The following is a 16234-nucleotide window of genomic DNA, read 5'->3' as shown; positions in this document are numbered from 1 at the left end:
GGTCGTCTGCGCGGAAGCCCGCGACGAAAGACTACAACCCGATGCTCGGGCACCCCGTCATTCGCAAGCCGAGGGGCTCATGGCCGACTACAGCCAGCCTCGTCTCTTGAACACCAGGTAGAGACCACCGGCCATGGCGAGCATCAACCCCACAGCCATCGGGTACCCGAACAACCACTCCAGCTCCGGCATCTCGGTGAAGTTCATGCCGTAGATGCCGGCGACGACCGTCGGAGCGAAGAGGATCGCTGCCCAGGAGGAGATCTTCTTGACTTCCTCGTTCTGATGGACGCTCAGCTCGGTCATCCGACGCATCTCTTCGTTCTGTCGGCGCGCGACGATCGTCGACTCCACCGTCAGAGCGTTGTCTAGGATGCTGCGGAACGACGCCGAACGCTCACTCACCCGCAGCACGTGATCGAGCACATCGCGCAGGTGGCGCTGCAGTTCCACATCCACGGCGTATTTCTCGGAGCCGCGCAGCAGCGCTTCCAGCATGGCCGCGAGCGGCTGCGTCGCCCGCTGGAAGTCGATGACCTCACGGGCGAGTTCGTAGATGCGCTGCGTCACATCCGCTTCTTCGACGAAGAGCTGCCCTTCGATCTCGTCGATGTCGTTCTCGAGTCCCGCGAGCACCGGCATGTACTCGTCCACGACCTCATCGAGGATCGCGTACAGGATCGCTTCGGGCCCGCGGGCGAGCATGGCCGGATCGGCTTCCAGGCGCCGGCGCACGGCACCCAGGTCCGGCGACTCGGCGTGGCGGATCGTGACCACGAAGTTGGGGCCAACGAACACGTGCAGTTCGCCGAACTCGACCTCCTCGAGCGGATCGAGATAGCGCGCGGGACGCAGCACCACGAACAGCGTGTCTCCGTAGCGCTCCAGCTTCGCGCGCTGGTGCCCGGCGAGAGCGTCATCGACCGCAAGCTCGTGCAGACCGAACTCCTGCGCCACCGAGCGGATCTCCGTCTCGCTCGGGCGGTACAGGCCGATCCACCCTACGCCGCCGCGATGACGCATGAGCTCATACGTCTCATCGAGCGTCGCCGGATTCGACGTGCGCACACCGTCGACATAGATCCCGTTGTCGATGATCGCCATGCTGCCCCTCTCGGTCAGTCCGCGGAGGCGGCTCAGCCTTCTTCTTCTTCGCCCTCCACCGGCGCGGGCTCTTCCGCGGGCGGCGCGATCGGACACACCGCGAGAGCCGTGATCTGCTCGTGGTACTGCTCTGCCGTGAACGGCAGGCCGAACTCGGGGGCGGTCTGCCCCGCGGCGGCCGGCGCCTTGGAGGCGATCGCCGCAAGTTCCCAGGCGAGCGCAGAGATGAGGCCCCTGCCCGCCGTGGAGTTGTTCAGCACGACAGCGACCGTGAACCCGGTGGTCGGGTCGGAGTAGGCGGCCGTGAGGTAACCGGGTGCCCAGCCGTGCTGACCGATCATCGATCCGACCATGAAGGCGCCCCCGGTGGCCTGCAGCCAGGACGGTGCGTCTGCGTACGCAGGCATGGCCTCGGCGTAGCGCTGGGGCTTCTCGCGGATACGCAGCGCCTGGACGGCTTCTGCCTGCGCGTAGCGCCCGAGGTCGGTGATCGTCGACACGACGCCCGCGTTGGAGAATCCTGCGCTCGCAGAGCTCTTCGTGATGTCGACGGGTGCGGCGCAGTTCATGCCGCCCTCTTCAGCGGGCACCAGGAAGTGCCCGTTCAGCGGCGCGTCGCCCGGTGCGCCCGGCGCCGAGCCGGGAAGCAGCGTGTGGTCGAGGTCGAGCGGCGCGGCCACGTACTCCTCGATCAGTTCTTCCATCTTCTTGCCGGACGCGCGCTCCATCGCGAGACCCAGCAGAAGGTAGCCGGCGTCCGAATCCTGGTACTGGAGGCCGGGAGCAAGACGTGAACGCTCAAGGCCGAAGCTGGCGAGTTCCTTGGGGTTCCAGTTGCGGTTCGGGGTGTTGATCATCGAGCCGCCCACGACCGCGGCGGATGAACCGATTCCACCTGTGCCGTTGCAGAGGTGGATGAGCGACACGGCAGACAGGTCGGCGACGCCCGAGACGTACTTCGTGACCGGATCGTCGAGCTCCAGGATGTCGCGGTCGGCGAGCGCGTAGAGCACGTCGCAGGTCATGAGGCGGGTGACGTCGCCCACGCGGAAGGACATCTCGGCATCGACGGCGTCCGCACCATCGACCGTCTGCGTACCGAGGCCGGTGACCCAGGTGCCGCTCCAGGGCGCCCAGACGCCGACGATGGCACCCGAGGCACCCGCTGCCGCCATCGCGTGGGTGACGGCGTCGTTGAGCTGCGCCTGCGTCTCCTGCGGCAGTGCGCCGTCGACCTGCGCGGGACCGGCGTACGAAATCGAGCCTGAAGACCCGGCACACCCGGTCAGCACAAGCGCAAGTGCGGCGACTCCGACGACCGCTGCGCGCATGCGCTGCTTTGCTGTGACCTGCATCAAACCCCCTGAGCTCCCCCTTGAGTCTAGGTTGCCTGCGCGCGCGATCCTATCCACCCAGAGGATGATCCTGGATCGGGGCGTAGAGTGGGCCGGGTGTCCACGCCTTTCTCTCCTGAGGTCATCGCCGCCGTTCTGCATCACATGAACGACGACCACCGCGACGACAATCTGCTCATCGGCCGCGCCTTCGGCGGCTCTGACGTCACGGCCGCGACGATGGTCGCCTTCGACGGAGATGCGGGCCTGTGGGAGATTCGCCGGGCCGACGCGGGTGCTGCACCCCAGGAGCTGCGCGTACCGTGGCCCGGTGGCGCCATCACCGAGCGCCCCGAGGTGCGCCGCGAGATCGTCGCCCTGTACGACGCCGCCTGCGTGACCTTGGGCATCACACCGCGTCCGCACTGACACGTCATGAAATCTTCGGCTTCGCTGAAGGTAAGGTCACCCTTACACTAGGAGCATGACCGAGATCATCTCCTTCTCGACGGCGCTCCGTGAGCGTTCGTCCGGCTCGCACTCCCGAAGCGAGCACGCCGGCTTCATGGCCGACCTCCTCAAGGGCGAGGGGTCACGCGAAGACTACGTCAACCTCGTCGCACAGCACTACTTCATCTACGAAGCCCTCGAGGCCGCCGGTGAGCTGATGCGCAACGACGCCGTGGCATCCACCTTCCTCTCCGACAAGCTGACGCGCCTTCCCGCGCTCGAAGCCGACCTCGAGTTCCTGATCGGTGCCGACTGGCGCGAGAAGATCACCCCGCTGTCGACCACGCAGCGCTACGTCGACCGCATTCGCAAGGTCGGCGCGACGTGGGCAGGTGGCTTCGTGGCACACCACTACACCCGCTACCTCGGTGACCTCTCCGGCGGCATCTTCATCGGCCGCGTCATGGCACGTCGATTCGGCTTCGAGACGAACGGCATCGGCTTCTACCTGTTCGACGCGATCGCCGACCCGAACGAGTTCAAGAACGTCTACCGCGAACAGCTCGACGCCGCCCCCTGGGACGACACCGAACGCGAGCGCGTCATCGAGGAGGTCATCCTCGCGTACCGGTTCAACACCGAGCTCTTCGAAGAGCTCGACCGTGAACGCCGGGCCGCCTGAGCGGAAGCACTCGCACGAAGCATCCGTCTTGTACGGAGGCTTCGCTGTTTCCGGATGCCGCAGTTCAGCCCTGTTTCGCCGGGATCTCCGCACCGGCCGCGGCGTTGCGCGCCTCCCACGCGGCCTTCATGAAGCGCGTCACGTCCGGGTCCACACGGATGTCGCTGGGCCGCAGCGGGCGCGACAGGTGCAGGCCGTCGAGTGAGGTGAGTCGGCTCAGGGCGACGTAGGTCTGCCCGGGTGCGAAGGCGCCCGAGCCGAGATCGATCACCGCCCGGTCGTAGGTCTTGCCCTGTGACTTGTGGATGGTGACCGCCCATGCCAGGCGCAGCGGGAACTGGGTGAACTCCGCGACGACATCGCGGGTGAGTGTCTTGGTGCCGGGATTGTAGGCGTAGCGGAACCGTTCCCAGACGGCGGGCTCGACGTCGACGCTCTCGCCGTCGATCTCGACCCGCACGCTGTCGCCGAGGATGCGCTGCACGGTGCCGATCGTGCCATTCACCCACCGCGGCGGGTCCCCCTGCTGAGAGACGTCATTGCGCAGGAACATGACCTGCGCACCGACCTTGAGCTTGAGCTCGGAATCCGCGGGGAACGCGGACTCGCCGCGCCCGAAGTCGCCGTTCACCTCTGCCTTCGCCGTCTGCTCGCGGCCGGCGAGGGCGGCGAGATGACGTCGATTGATGCTGTTGACGATGTCATTGCGCGTGGCGAGAGTGATCACGGGCGTCTCACCTGGCGCGGGCTCGGGTGCGGGGCGTGCGCCGGCCGTGTTGAGCTTCTCCGCGATGTCGGCGGTCACCCTGCCGTAGCGCACCGCGTTCAGCATGGCTTTGAAGCCGTCATCCGACTGGCGGTGGATCTGCACGAGCTCTCGCACATGCAGGTGCGCACCGTGTCGTCCGAGGTCGAGCAGGCCGGATTCGGCATTCTCGACCGACCCCGCCCACACCTTCGCGTCGAAGAACCAGAAGGATCGGTAGTGATCTTCGATGTAGCGGGCCTCGTCGCCGCGCGGGGGAACCGGAGCCAGCTGATACGGGTCGCCGAACATCACGACCTGCACACCGCCGAAGGGCTCGGATCGCCGCCCTCGAGCCTGGCGCAGTGCCCGATCCATGCCGTCCATGAGGTCGGCATTGACCATCGACACCTCGTCGATCACCAGCGTGTCGATCGCGTTCAGGATGCGGCGCGTCGCATCCGACTGATCGATCTGCGTATCGGCGATCAGCCCGATCGGAAGCTTGAAGAGGGAGTGGATCGTCTGCCCTTCGACATTCAGCGCGGCGACGCCCGTCGGTGCGCACACGGCGATCTGCTTGCTCGTGTTCCACGCGAAGTGCTGCAGAAGCGTCGACTTTCCGGTGCCGGCGCGTCCTGTCACGAAGACGTGCTCCCTGGTGTCCTCAATGAGACGGAACAGTTCCTGCTGCTCCTCGGACAGGGTGGGGATGCTCAACGCGCTCTCGAACTCTCGGCTCTGCACGCGCTTCGGGTGCGAAGCGCCCCTCCATGGTACGGCGGACAGCACGGTCGCGACCCGGCCCATCTCCTCCCCGAGGGCACTCGGGAGAGACCCAGCACGCTCTGCCTAGACTTGAGCGCATGGCGCAGACGCAGGGGGTGGCGGATCCATCGGCGACCCCGCCGACCCGGTCCGGCAGAGCGCGCCGCGCAGCATCCGCCCGTCGCCCCGCGAACCTGACCAACGACCTGACCCTCCTGCTGGTGGTCGGCCTCCTGCTCGTCGCCGCGATCGGCGCTGGGGGTGCCGCGCTGTACCGCGAGTTCTACAGCCCCGCCGCATTCGTCCAGCGCTACCTCTCCCTCCTGGAAGAAGGTCGGGCCGCCGACGCGCTGCAGCTGCCGGGCGTGGCGATCAGTCACACCGACCTTGCCGCCACCGACATCCTCGGCACCGCCTCGGATGTGCTGCTGCGCCGCGACGCGCTGAATACGCTGAGCGACGTCGAGATCGTCGACCAGCGCAGGGAGGGCGAGGAGTTCCTTATCACCGCCACGTACAGCGCCGGCTCCCACTCAGGAACCACGACTTTCCGCGTGCAGCAGCAGGGCTGGATCGGCGTTGCCCCCTCGTGGGCCTTCGCGCAGAGCCCACTGTCCGTGATAGAGCTGACGCTCCGTGGCGCCGAGGAGTTCAGCGTCAACGGCTTCACGCTCGATCGCCGTCAGGTCGCCGCAGGGGGCCTCGAGGCGCCGCCGCTCGAGCCTCTGCCACTGCTCGTCTTCTCGCCGGGCATGTACACCGTCGCGGTCGACACGATGATCTCGACCGCCGATCCGGTGGGAGTGCTGGCGGATGCTCCGCTCGTGACTGTTCCACTGAGTGTGCAGACCGAACCCACCGATGCGTTCACCGAGACCGTGTCCACCCGCGTGAGCGAGTTCTTGACCGCGTGCGCGCAGCAGCAAGTGCTGCAGCCCACTGCCTGCCCGTTCGGCCTGCAGGTGCAGAACCGCGTCACGAGCGCCCCCGTCTGGTCGATCATCGAGATGCCCACCATCAGCGTCGTCCCCGATGGCGCGAACTGGAAGATCCTGCCGGCATCGGCCGTCGCCCACATCGACGTCGAGGTGAAGTCCCTTTTCGACGGCGAGGTCACCGAACTCTCCGAGGACGTGCCGTTCCGGGTGGACGGCACGATCACGATCCTGCCCGATGGCTCCGCGTCAATCCGGATCGGCGCGCCCGCGGAGTAGCTCGCAGGTCTGCGGGGCCCCTAAGCCGCTGACGCTCAGCGGTTGCCGCGCGCGGCCTGCTCCCGCTCCGCGCGTCGGCGGTCACGCTCAGCGAGAGCGGCGAGCTGCTCGTTGTACTCGTTGAGCTCCGCATCACCGGTCCGATCCGCGTGGCGGTCGGAACGGCGTCCCTCACGCGTGTCGCTGCGGCTCCACTGCACGGCCACGGTCACCGCGACGATCAGCGTCGGGATCTCACCGATCGACCAGGCGATGCCGCCGCCGATGTACTGGTCCTCCATCGGCGTCGGACCCCAGGTACGCCCCATCGACCCGAACCACTCGGCCACGATCAGGCCCTCCTGCATCATGATCGCCATCCCGAAGAAGGCGTGCATGGCCATGACGGCGATGAGGGTGATGAGCCGGCCCGGGTACGGCAGACGCTTCGGAACCGGGTCCGTGCCGATGAGCGACAGCACGAACAGGTAGCCCGAGATCAGGAAGTGGATGATCATCCACTCGTGCCCGAGGTGCTCCTTCATCGTCCACCGCACGATGTCGGTGAAGTAGAACGCCCACAGCGACAGCACGAAGATCGCCGCCGCGACGAAGGGGTTGGTGATGATGCGCGAGTACGGCGAGTGTACCGCCCACATGATCCACTCTCGGCCACCGCGGGTGCCGTCGTCGCGCTTCTCGATGGCCCGCAATGCAAGGGTGACCGGGGCGCCCATCACGAGCAGCAGAGGGATCGCCATCGACAGCATCATGTGCCCGAGCATGTGCACGCTGAACAGGTACTCCTGGTATGCGTTGATGGGCCCACCGGTGACCCAGACGAGCAGCAGAAGCCCGAGGATCCAGAAGATCGTGCGATGCACCGGCCAGGCGTCACCGCGGCGGCGCAGACGCAGCGCACCGGCGATGTACAGGACCGCACCGAAGCCGGCCGCGACCACCCACAGGATGTCGACGTCCCACTGGGTGACCCAGCGGTCGATCGTGAACTCGGGCGGCAGCGGCGAACGCGTCAGGATCTCGGCCGGCGTGCGCACAGCCGGCGGCTCCTCACCGATCGGCGGGGGCGTGCGCGCCAGAGCCGCAGCGGCCCCCGAGGCGAGACCCATGAGGGCGAGCTCGCCCAGCACCAGCATCCAGAACCAGCGGCTGGCTCCGCTCTTGGCGTCATCGATCCGCGGGATCAGTCGCGCGCGGTACCAGACACCGAAGGCGCCCAGGAGACCGAGGAGCACGGTCTTCGCCAGGAGGATCGCCCCATAGGGCGTGAACAGCCCGTCCCAGGTGCCGATCGCGACGAGCGAGCGCACGATGCCCGAGACGCCCACGACGATGAAGGCGGCGAGAGCCAGCGACGAGTAGCGACGCAGGACGCTGTTGAGGGGCGTCGCCGGGGCTTCCTTCGCCTTCGCGTCACGGCGACGCGCGCTGCGCAGAATGATCAGCAGGGCCAGGCCGCCCACCCAGACCGCGGCTCCGACCGTGTGCAGCAGGATCGAGTTCACTGCCGTCGTGTGGCCCTCGAGATCACCGGAGTGCCCCTGAAGCGCCATGGGAAGCAGAGAGGCGACCGCGATGACGGCGGTGAACAGTCCTGCCGTCCACGAGCGCGAAGCGAAGGCCATGATCGTGACGACAGCGCCGATGAGGACGGTGATGATCCACGACTGACCCAGCGGCAGCTCGAAGAGGAAGCGCCCCAGCTGCGCACCGAACTCCGTCGACAGACTCAGCTGCGGGTTGAACGAGATGAGGAAGGTGAAGAACGCCGCCACTGCGGACGTCACTGTGAACAGGGCCGCGCCGATAGAGGCGGTGTCGAACGCGATGGCGAAGCTGCGCTCGTCACTGCGCAACGCGAACAGAGCCAAGACGAGCGAGCCGATCATGACGGCGGCCGACAGGTTGCTCAGCAGCTTCGCCAGCGGAAGCCCCCAGCGCACGACAGGACCCGCGTCTCCGAGCAGCAGCGGCGCGGCACCGCCACCCGCGATCAGCGCGATCACGAGCCCGACCAGCGAGGCCACCACCAGGATCGTGAGACCCGCGACTCGATAGAGCGGGGAGGCGGAGGGCACGCGCGTATTCACCCTTCCAGCCTAGGCGCGTTAATGAGCGGTGCCGCCCGGGCTCAGAGCCGCGCTGAAGAACGCCACTGCCGCGGATGCGGTGCGCACCCGGACGCCCGTCGGATCGGCGGCATCCGCCGTGAAGACATAGTGACCGACGTCCGCGCCGACGCTCTCGCCCGTGGCCCCGGGGATCCGGTCGCGGTAGACGTGCGCGTTGCGGGAGGGAACGGCGTTGTCGTCGGCGTCACCCCAGAGGATCGAGACGGGGGCGGCGATCTCAGCGAGGCTTGCGGGGTCGAGTAGATCACAGATCGCCGGAGCGAGAAGCAGGCCGGCCCGCACCTCAGGGATGCGCTGCGAGCCCGTGCCGCCCACGATCTGGGCGAGAAGCTCGTCGTGCGGATAACGCGCCCGCAGCTCCGGGATGAGGTCGGGGAACTCGGGCAGCGGCGGGGTGGGCACGAGTCCCAGCAGAACGCCGGCGGCCGTGGTTGGGCTCACGCGAGCCCCCAGGGCAGCCGCCACCGTGTACCCGCCGAGCGAGAACCCGGCCGCACCGATGCTGCGCGGATCGATGTGCTCGGTGTCGCGCAGGTGGGTGAGCAGCACGTCCAGGTCACGAGGCCGCTCCCAGACGAAGGCGAAACCCTCGACGAGATACTCATCGGCTGTCGAGTTGCCGTGATGGTCGACGCCTGCAACCAGGAAGCCTGCCGACACGAGCGCGTCCGCCAGCCACAGGAGGTCGTCGAACGCACCGCCCGTGCCATGCGACAGCAGCACCACCGGGTGCGGGCCCTCACCCGCGGGGCGCAGGATGTGCGCACGGACCGGCCGGGGCCCCACACCGCCCCAGCGCGGCCGGGACGAATCATGCAGCTGTGCCTCCCGGCGCAGGGCACCAGAAGACAGGGAGGGCACAGGGCCCGGGGCGGAGGTCATGCGCGCCAGTGTAGGGGTCAGCATCCGCCCCGCTGTCCCGATTCCGAGAACTGTGGAGAACCCGGGAACGCGAAAGGCCGCCCTCCGAAGAGAACGGCCTTCTGCGACAGGCGGTCTTACTTGACGGCTGCCTTGAGCTTGGAACCAGCGGTCACCTTCACGCGGTGGCCGGCCGGGATCTTGATCTCGGCACCGGTCTGCGGGTTGCGGCCCGTACGAGCAGCAGTTGCGACCTGCTCGAACGCGATCCAGCCCGGGATCGAGACCTTGCTGCCCTTGGCAACAGCGTCGGCGACCGTGGAGAACAGTGCGTCGAGAACGCCGGAAACGGCGGCCTGGCTCTGACCGGTGGCGCTTGCGATGCTCGCGACGAGCTCGGTCTTGGTGATGGACTTGTCAGCCATTGCATCCTCCAGCGACGGAGATTCCGTCACATCGTGTTCAGAAAGTCGAAGAGCGGATGCCCCCCGATGGTCGGAACGACCGCCTTGAATGTATCAATCTCTGCCCGGATTTCCGCGTCATTTCGCGGAATTTGCCGAATTCGGTCGGCGTGTCGCGCTACTTTCGTCACTCCAGTCACAGACAGAGGGCCCAGGCGGGGAGTTTCACTACCTCCCAAGCGTTCGGAGGAGTTCTCCCTGATCGGCGGAAGTAGGAGAGACTGCCCTCCTCCGATCAGGGAGTTCTCCTCACTTCGCGGGTGCGGTCAGGCGGCGCGGTGCAGCCTCTGTGCGATCGCCGCCATGATCGTCGCCTGCAGGCGTGGCCACTGATGAATCAGCTGCTCGTAGCTGACGCGGATCACGTGGTAGCCATGCAGCTTCAGCAGGGCATCATGCGCAATGTCACTGGTGCGCTGCGCCCCGACGTGATGGCCGCCGTCGATTTGAACGACCAGTCGCTCGCCCAGAAGAAGATCCACGCGATGCCCGAGAACCCACACCTGCGGCACGATCGGGATGTCGAGCCAGCGCAGGCGCGTGAGAAAGATCGTCTCCGTGCCTGCATCCGCGAAAGGACGTGCATCAGCAAGCATCCTGCGAGCCGCCGGAGGAAGTGGAACGCGGGCAAGCATCTGCGGGTCGATCATCCTCTTCTTGAGCGCCGACTCCCACACAACCAGCGCCTGCTCATACGGCTGACATCGCGCCACCTGGATGAGGGCGTTCTCCAGCGAGTCCTCACATGACTCCCGATCACGCGGAAACACCGGCACGTTCCAATGGATCACGCCCCGATCAACCAGCGCACGACCCGACTTCGGATGCGCGGCGACATGAGGATCATCCTGTTCGAGCACCCAGAGGCCCTTGCGCGCCGCGAGTGTGACGCACGTCAGCATGACGCCGCGCCGCGCCGCGGCCACGAGCATGGGATCGGCGTCAGCAAGGGCCACCCACCCGCGCCGCACGGAGAAGATCTGGCCGCGCTCGCGCGCCGTGCGCAGTGCATGTTCCGAGACGCCGTCGCGCCGAAGGGCGACGATCGGCGCGACGCCGGCGCGGGAGCGGAGAGCATCGATCGTGCGCATGCATCAAGGATGGCCAGGGTGCAGCACCCAGATGCCTCCGTCGGGTCGACTCGTGGAGAAGAACCTCACCCGGAGCGATGTGCAGAACACGCCCGGACTGTACGGTCGAGGCGTGCGGCTCCGGCTCCGGCTCCGGCTCCGGCTCCGGCTCCGGCTCCGGCTCCGGAGGACTTCTCACTGTCGGAGGAGGAATCGCGCGGGATACCCCTCCGGTCCGTGAGAACTCCTCCGCACATGGAGGGACAGGAAGAGGCAGAGGAAGGAAGAGGAGAGGCCGAGAGAGGGAGAGGATGAGACAGGGGACAAACCGTCACGCGGTCGCAAGGCCGCCGAAGGCACGCAAAAGGGGCGGAGTTCCGAAGAACCCCGCCCCTTTCAGAAAGCGATGCTTACCAGCTCGACTTGGTCACGCCGGGCAGCTCGCCACGGTGTGCCATGTCACGGAAGCGGACTCGCGAGATGCCGAACTTCGTGAGGACACCGCGGGGGCGACCGTCGATGACGTCGCGCGAACGCACACGCACCGGCGACGCGTTGCGCGGGAGCTTCTGCAGGCCGACGCGTGCAGCCTCACGGGCCTCGTCGGTCGCGTTCGGGTCGATCAGGGTCTTCTTCAGCTCGAGACGACGCTCTGCGTAGCGGTCGACGACCACCTTGCGCTGCTCGTTGCGAGCGATCTTGCTCTTCTTCGCCATGATTAACGCTCCTCGCGGAATTCGACGTGCTGACGGATGACCGGGTCATACTTCTTCAGCACCAGGCGGTCGGGGGTGTTGCGACGGTTCTTCTTGGTCACGTACGTGTAACCCGTACCTGCCGTCGAACGCAGCTTGATGATCGGACGTACGTCCTGTGCCTTCTTGGCCATTAGAGCTTCACACCCTTCGCAAGGAGGTCGTTGACCACGTTCTCGATGCCGCGAACGTCGATCACCTTGATGCCCTTGGCGGACACGTTCAGCGTGATCTTACGACCGAGCGACGGCACGAAATAGGTCTTCTTCTGCACGTTCGGGTCGAAGCGACGCTTCGTCCGGCGGTGCGAGTGCGAGATGTTGTGTCCGAAGCCGGGAACAGCTCCGGTCACCTGGCACACTGCTGCCATGTTGTGACTCCTTCATTACCGTGAGGCCGGACGGCCTCACCCAAGATCCCTTGTCTGCACACAGCCATCCCTCGCCGATTTCTCGGCCTCAGGAAGGGGAAGTATGCGAACTGTGCACAGGAGTGCGCACAGACAAGGAGTCAGTTTAGCACGCCTCCGGAGCCGGGCGTGTCGGTGGGCGAGAGCGCCGGATGCTGAGCGCCGGAGACGTCACCCGTCGGGGAAGCGCCACGAGCGGCTTCTGCTGCTCCGCGCCCCCATCGGAACGGCGAGACCGTCGGGTCATCGGCGATCCAGTACCGCCAGGGGAATGCGGCCGTTCCGGCGAGGCCGGCAACGCCGACGCGCGGGCCACTCACGACATCCGCTTCGAGTGCACCGAGCCACAGCTCGGCGGATGCTCCGGCCTGCGCGATCCCGTTGATCGCATCGATGCCGTCATGGATCGGATGCCGCAGGCCGACCGCCTGCCCGAAGCGTCCCGGCCCACGGGCGAGATCACGCAGGGCGGTCGCGCGCAGGGGCTCCGTGGCACCGCGTCGCCTTGCAGCGGTCTCGACTCCTGAGACGATCTCGCCGGCACGAAGAAGGACTCCCCCGGCCTCACCCTCCGGTCCGCAGACGACATTCACACAGGAGTGGATGCCGTGGCTGAGGTAGACGTAGAGATGACCGGGCTCTCCCCACATTGTCGCGTTCCGTGCGGTCCGTCCCATCCGGGCGTGCGATCCCGGGTCCGCCACCGCACCCGTTCCGTGTCCGTGATAGGCCTCGACCTCGGTGATGCGCACCCGGACCTCGGCACCGCCGACGACGGTGCGCAGCTCCGCTCCCAGCAGGGAGGGTCCGACGTCGGCGGGGAGGCCTGCCAGGTCCGCGCGGGTCGCGCGGCGAAGCTTCCTCGCCTCCGCGCTCACCGACGCGGCCCCTTCGCGCACCAGGAGGTGTCGAAGCCCGCCAGCACGACCAGCTCCTCTCCCGTCGCGATCTCGATGAGATGCGTCTGCACCGTCTCGGGCATCGGCAGCAGTGAACGGTCGTAGGGGTTGTTCAGCAGGTCGGGGGCGACGGAGACGGCGGCGTAGCGACCGCTCGGGGAGGCGCAGCTCTGCACGATCGAGTCCGTGCTGGAGACCTCGAACAGCGGCTGCGCCGCACCGTCGTCGTCGACGCGGATGATCGCCTGCCCTGTGGGAAGGCCCCCCGCGTCGCGCGCGATGACGTGACGCAGTTCACCACCGGGGTAGAGGGTGATTCCCACGGGGGTGCCGAAGTCAGGCACGGAGAGGGCGAGGGGCTCCTCCGCGCCGTCGGCGAGGTCGAGCACGAAGAGACCCTCGGTGCGCTCGATGATCGCCGTGTACGTACCTCGCGAGAGCGCCTGGATCGACTGCGCCAGTCCCAGTGTCTGCGGGCCCGCGTCACCCGAACGATCATCAAGGGAGAGCGTGCCGTCGAAGTCGACGAACAGCACCGCAGCAGCATCCGGAACGAACTCCCACGACGCGATGCTCGCAGGCTCACCGCCGATCTCGATGAGCTGCGGTTCGGCGTTCGCGTCGCGCAGCGACTGGGTCGCGAGGACGCTCGCGCGCCCCTGCGTCGCAGACAGGTTCTTGTCGGTGAAGGTGTAGCCGACGAGTCCGCCTCGGTCGGAGACCTGCAGCGTCGAGACATAGCCGACGCCCGGCAGCGGCAGCTCGCGCTCGTTCTTCCCCTCGCGATCCATCGCGATCAGACTCGACGTACCCTCTTCTTCGACCGCGACGATGAGCTCGTTCGCCGTCGCGCGGAAGTCGTCGATCTGCGGGTGCTGGTAGACGGCGAGGGCCTTCTGCCCGGTGAGGTCGGTGCGGAAGATCTTGTCGTCACCGTCCACGCTGCGCTGCAGCAGGAAGATGTGCGTCTTCGGGGTGCGGAACTCGGTCTCCAGCGTCGCGCTGGGTCCGCCACCGACGCCGGTGACGTCGGCGACCCGCACGGTGTAGACCGTGTCATCGTGCAGCGGCACCGTGAAGCGGACGCCCAGCGCACGCCCGGTGCTGTCGATCGTGAACGGAACGTCCGGTTCGATGCTCACCTGGGACTCGTCGATCGGCGCGAGCGCCTGGTTGGCCGTGAGAATCAGGCGGCTTCCGGATGCTTCGACGGCGCCGTTCGGATCCACCTGCACGCTCGCGAGCCGAGGCCCCTGCACGAGGCTCACCGCGCTGAGCGCTCCGACCACGACGGCGAGGACTCCGAGCACCGACGCGAACAGGAGCAGGAATCGGCGCGAGGAACGCGGTGGAACTGCGGACGCAGGAGCCGGAGGCAGGGAGATGGATGCCGCGGGCGGCGTCTCCGGAACCGGCACCGCGGGTGCGGGTGCGGGTGCTTCGGCCGCCTCGGCAGCCTCGGCAGCCTCTCGCAACGCGCGGGCTTCGGCGCGCGTCATGGGGCGCGGCTCCGGGGTGTCGCCCGGGGTGGGCGAGGGATCCGGCACGTCAGTGCTCATAGGGATCCCCCGGCTCCTCGATCTGCGCGACGTCGGCCGGTTCGATGCTCAGCGAACCATCGGATGCGACGCGCACGGTTCCGGCGATCTCCACCCAGTCCCCCACGGCGTAGTCGTTCTGCCAGTCGGCGATGTCCACCGGCACGGAGGCGGGCTGCGCATCGATCACACAGTGCGTGATGACGAGTCTGGTCAGCTGCGCGTTGTCATCCGCACCCGGTGTCAGGAACCCGGTGAGGGTCACGGTCGCACCGTCGTACAGCTCCGGGCGGGTGGCGGTAGCGAAGACCGTCGACCACTCCCCCACACCGAACGAGCTCGTGTCGCTCGCGGCGCCCAGCGTCGCGACATCCGCGCCCGCGAAGAGACCGGCGCCGCCGGTGTCGCGGGAGAGCGCCAGGCTCACCGACAGCGAGGCAGGGGGAAGCAGCACGGCCCCGGCGACCACCGCGCTCGCGATGACCCCGCCGACGGCCGTGGCGCCGACCGCGACCGCCCGGCGACCACCGGATGCCTCACCGTGGTCATGGTCGTGATCGCTCTCGGCGCCGAGCGGCAGCGTGCACGACCAGATCGCGCCGGCGATCGTCACGACGGCTGCGGCGCACGCGAACCAGACGGATTCCGGGCTGATGTAGAGGGTGAGCTGACCTGCGAACGCCAGCATGAGCGTGACGACGGAGATGCCCGCGGCAAGGCCGACGCCGAGCCACCGGCTGCCGAGCGCGGCCGCACGTGACGGATGGCGGTGCGCCGCAGCATCCGGAGTCGACAACGAGACGTCAGCCAAAGACATTCACCCCGATCCCGATCGCGAAGGCGCTCAGCACCACGATCACGACAAGGCCGACGAGAGTGCGTGTCGTGAAGGTCGTACGCAGCAGCGCGAGCATCTTGACGTCGACGAGCGGGCCGACGAGCAGGAAAGCGATGAGGGCACCGGGCGAGAACGTCGAGGCGAACGACAACGCGAAGAAGGCGTCGACGTTCGAGCAGATCGCGACCGTCATCGCCAGCGCGATCATCGCCACGATCGACAGCACCGGGTTCGCTCCGATCGCGAGCAGGGCGTCGCGCGGCACGAGCACCTGCACGGCCCCCGCGAGCGCCGAGCCGATCACGAGCGCCGGCATCACGGCACGCAGCTCGATCAGGAACTGGGTGAGGCTGCGGCGCACCGGTGTTCCCGGCTCGACGGCGACGCGCTCACAGGTGGCGATGAATCGCGAGGTCAGCAGCGCGTCCTGCGAAGGGTGCCGGGAGTAGATCCAGCCGATCAGGTTGGCGATCAGGTAGCCGCCCACAAGGCGTGCCACGAGGATGCCGCCGTCCCAGCCGAACGCGGCGTGCGTCGTGAGGATCACGATCGGGTTCACAATGGGCGCGGCCATCAGGAAGGTGAGCGCCTCCGCCGGGGCGAGCCCGCGCATCATCAGGCCGCGAGCGAACGGCACATTGCCGCACTCGCACACCGGGATGAACATGCCCAGCAGCGAGAGGACGGCTCGGCGCGCCCACCCGCGGCGCGGGAGGATGCGCTCGATCGCGCCCGTCGGCAGCCACACCTGCACGACGATCGACAGCAGCACGCCGAGGATCACGAACGGCAGAGCCTCGAAGAGCACGCTGAGCGCGAGGGTCAGTCCGTCCTGTGCACGCTCGGGAAGCGAGATCGGGAACAGCGTCGGAGCGAAGAGGTCGAGCAGCACCAGGGCCGCGATGATCAGGATGCCGATGCCGGCGCCGATCGCGGCGGAGGGGCGCCCTGTGCGGGTGACGACGGCCACA

General features: G+C 67.6%; 17 protein-coding genes. 3 read left to right on the top strand and 14 right to left on the bottom strand.

All coding sequences use genetic code 11. The features are described 5' to 3' along the window. Positions 1-87: 87 nt before the first annotated feature. On the bottom strand, positions 88-1104 hold the full coding sequence (gene corA, locus AC1REM_RS03795; RefSeq protein ID WP_492513394.1) for a magnesium/cobalt transporter CorA: 1017 nt from the start codon (positions 1102-1104) through the stop codon (positions 88-90). A gap of 32 nt (positions 1105-1136) precedes the next feature. Further along, a complete protein-coding gene (locus tag AC1REM_RS03790; protein ID WP_492513393.1) occupies positions 1137-2459 on the bottom strand; it encodes a serine hydrolase domain-containing protein in 1323 nt (440 codons plus the stop codon). Between the two features lie 96 nt (positions 2460-2555). On the opposite strand from AC1REM_RS03790, the gene AC1REM_RS03785 reads away from it, so the two are divergent. After that, the gene (locus tag AC1REM_RS03785; RefSeq protein WP_492513392.1) at positions 2556-2867 is read left to right on the top strand and encodes a DUF2470 domain-containing protein; all 312 of its coding nucleotides are present in this window, start codon (positions 2556-2558) and stop codon (positions 2865-2867) included. A 55-nt stretch (positions 2868-2922) separates the two neighbouring features. Beyond that, positions 2923-3570: a biliverdin-producing heme oxygenase gene (locus AC1REM_RS03780; RefSeq protein ID WP_492513391.1), complete on the top strand. Its 648-nt coding sequence runs from the start codon at positions 2923-2925 to the stop codon at positions 3568-3570. Between the two features lie 64 nt (positions 3571-3634). Here the strand turns inward: AC1REM_RS03780 and AC1REM_RS03775 are convergent, their stop codons facing one another. After that, positions 3635-5035 carry an ATP-dependent DNA helicase gene (locus tag AC1REM_RS03775; RefSeq protein ID WP_378786305.1) on the bottom strand — a complete coding sequence of 467 codons (1401 nt, stop codon included), beginning with the start codon at positions 5033-5035 and terminating at the stop codon, positions 3635-3637. Between the two features lie 146 nt (positions 5036-5181). Between AC1REM_RS03775 and AC1REM_RS03770 the strand changes: the two genes are divergently transcribed. Beyond that, positions 5182-6297: a hypothetical protein gene (locus AC1REM_RS03770; RefSeq protein WP_492513390.1), complete on the top strand. Its 1116-nt coding sequence runs from the start codon at positions 5182-5184 to the stop codon at positions 6295-6297. 35 nt (positions 6298-6332) lie between these two features. On the opposite strand, the gene AC1REM_RS03765 is transcribed toward AC1REM_RS03770, so the two are convergent. The 11 genes from AC1REM_RS03765 to AC1REM_RS03715 all read right to left on the bottom strand — a co-directional run bounded on the left by AC1REM_RS03765 (position 6333) and on the right by AC1REM_RS03715 (position 16233). Further along, positions 6333-8387 (bottom strand): bifunctional copper resistance protein CopD/cytochrome c oxidase assembly protein, encoded by a 2055-nt coding sequence (locus AC1REM_RS03765; RefSeq protein ID WP_492513389.1) that lies wholly within the window; start codon positions 8385-8387, stop codon positions 6333-6335. 18 nt (positions 8388-8405) lie between these two features. Beyond that, positions 8406-9311: an alpha/beta hydrolase family protein gene (locus AC1REM_RS03760; RefSeq protein WP_492513388.1), complete on the bottom strand. Its 906-nt coding sequence runs from the start codon at positions 9309-9311 to the stop codon at positions 8406-8408. 116 nt (positions 9312-9427) lie between these two features. Continuing rightward, entirely contained in the window at positions 9428-9715 is a 288-nt protein-coding gene (locus AC1REM_RS03755) for an HU family DNA-binding protein (RefSeq protein ID WP_204938667.1), read from the bottom strand. A 305-nt stretch (positions 9716-10020) separates the two neighbouring features. Beyond that, positions 10021-10845, bottom strand: coding sequence for an endonuclease domain-containing protein (locus tag AC1REM_RS03750; RefSeq protein ID WP_492513387.1), 825 nt, complete (start codon positions 10843-10845; stop codon positions 10021-10023). Positions 10846-11234: 389 nt separating this feature from the next. After that, positions 11235-11540, bottom strand: coding sequence for a 30S ribosomal protein S14 (gene rpsN, locus AC1REM_RS03745; RefSeq protein WP_204938666.1), 306 nt, complete (start codon positions 11538-11540; stop codon positions 11235-11237). A gap of 2 nt (positions 11541-11542) precedes the next feature. Further along, on the bottom strand, positions 11543-11713 hold the full coding sequence (rpmG, locus tag AC1REM_RS03740) for a 50S ribosomal protein L33 (protein ID WP_017203558.1): 171 nt from the start codon (positions 11711-11713) through the stop codon (positions 11543-11545). Further along, complete coding sequence (gene rpmB / locus AC1REM_RS03735; RefSeq protein WP_204938665.1) at positions 11713-11949, bottom strand: 50S ribosomal protein L28; 237 nt, start codon at positions 11947-11949, stop codon at positions 11713-11715. Before rpmB ends, rpmG begins: the two co-directional genes overlap by 1 nt. 140 nt (positions 11950-12089) lie before the next feature. Next, positions 12090-12866, bottom strand: a complete 777-nt coding sequence (locus AC1REM_RS03730) for a DNA-3-methyladenine glycosylase (RefSeq protein ID WP_492513386.1) — start codon at positions 12864-12866, stop codon at positions 12090-12092. After that, the gene (locus AC1REM_RS03725; RefSeq protein WP_492513385.1) at positions 12863-14446 is read right to left on the bottom strand and encodes a hypothetical protein; all 1584 of its coding nucleotides are present in this window, start codon (positions 14444-14446) and stop codon (positions 12863-12865) included. Before AC1REM_RS03725 ends, AC1REM_RS03730 begins: the two co-directional genes overlap by 4 nt. Then, complete coding sequence (locus AC1REM_RS03720) at positions 14436-15242, bottom strand: TIGR03943 family putative permease subunit (protein WP_492513384.1); 807 nt, start codon at positions 15240-15242, stop codon at positions 14436-14438. Before AC1REM_RS03720 ends, AC1REM_RS03725 begins: the two co-directional genes overlap by 11 nt. Continuing rightward, the gene (locus AC1REM_RS03715; protein ID WP_492513383.1) at positions 15229-16233 is read right to left on the bottom strand and encodes a permease; all 1005 of its coding nucleotides are present in this window, start codon (positions 16231-16233) and stop codon (positions 15229-15231) included. The genes AC1REM_RS03720 and AC1REM_RS03715 overlap by 14 nt, the downstream gene beginning before the upstream one ends. Between the last annotated feature and the right edge of the window lies 1 nt (position 16234).

The sequence above is a fragment of the Microbacterium sp. GW823-FHT02G05 genome (genome assembly GCF_058797175.1).
Note: the sequence above shows the minus strand (reverse complement) of the source record. Positions and strands in the feature narration are given on the sequence as shown.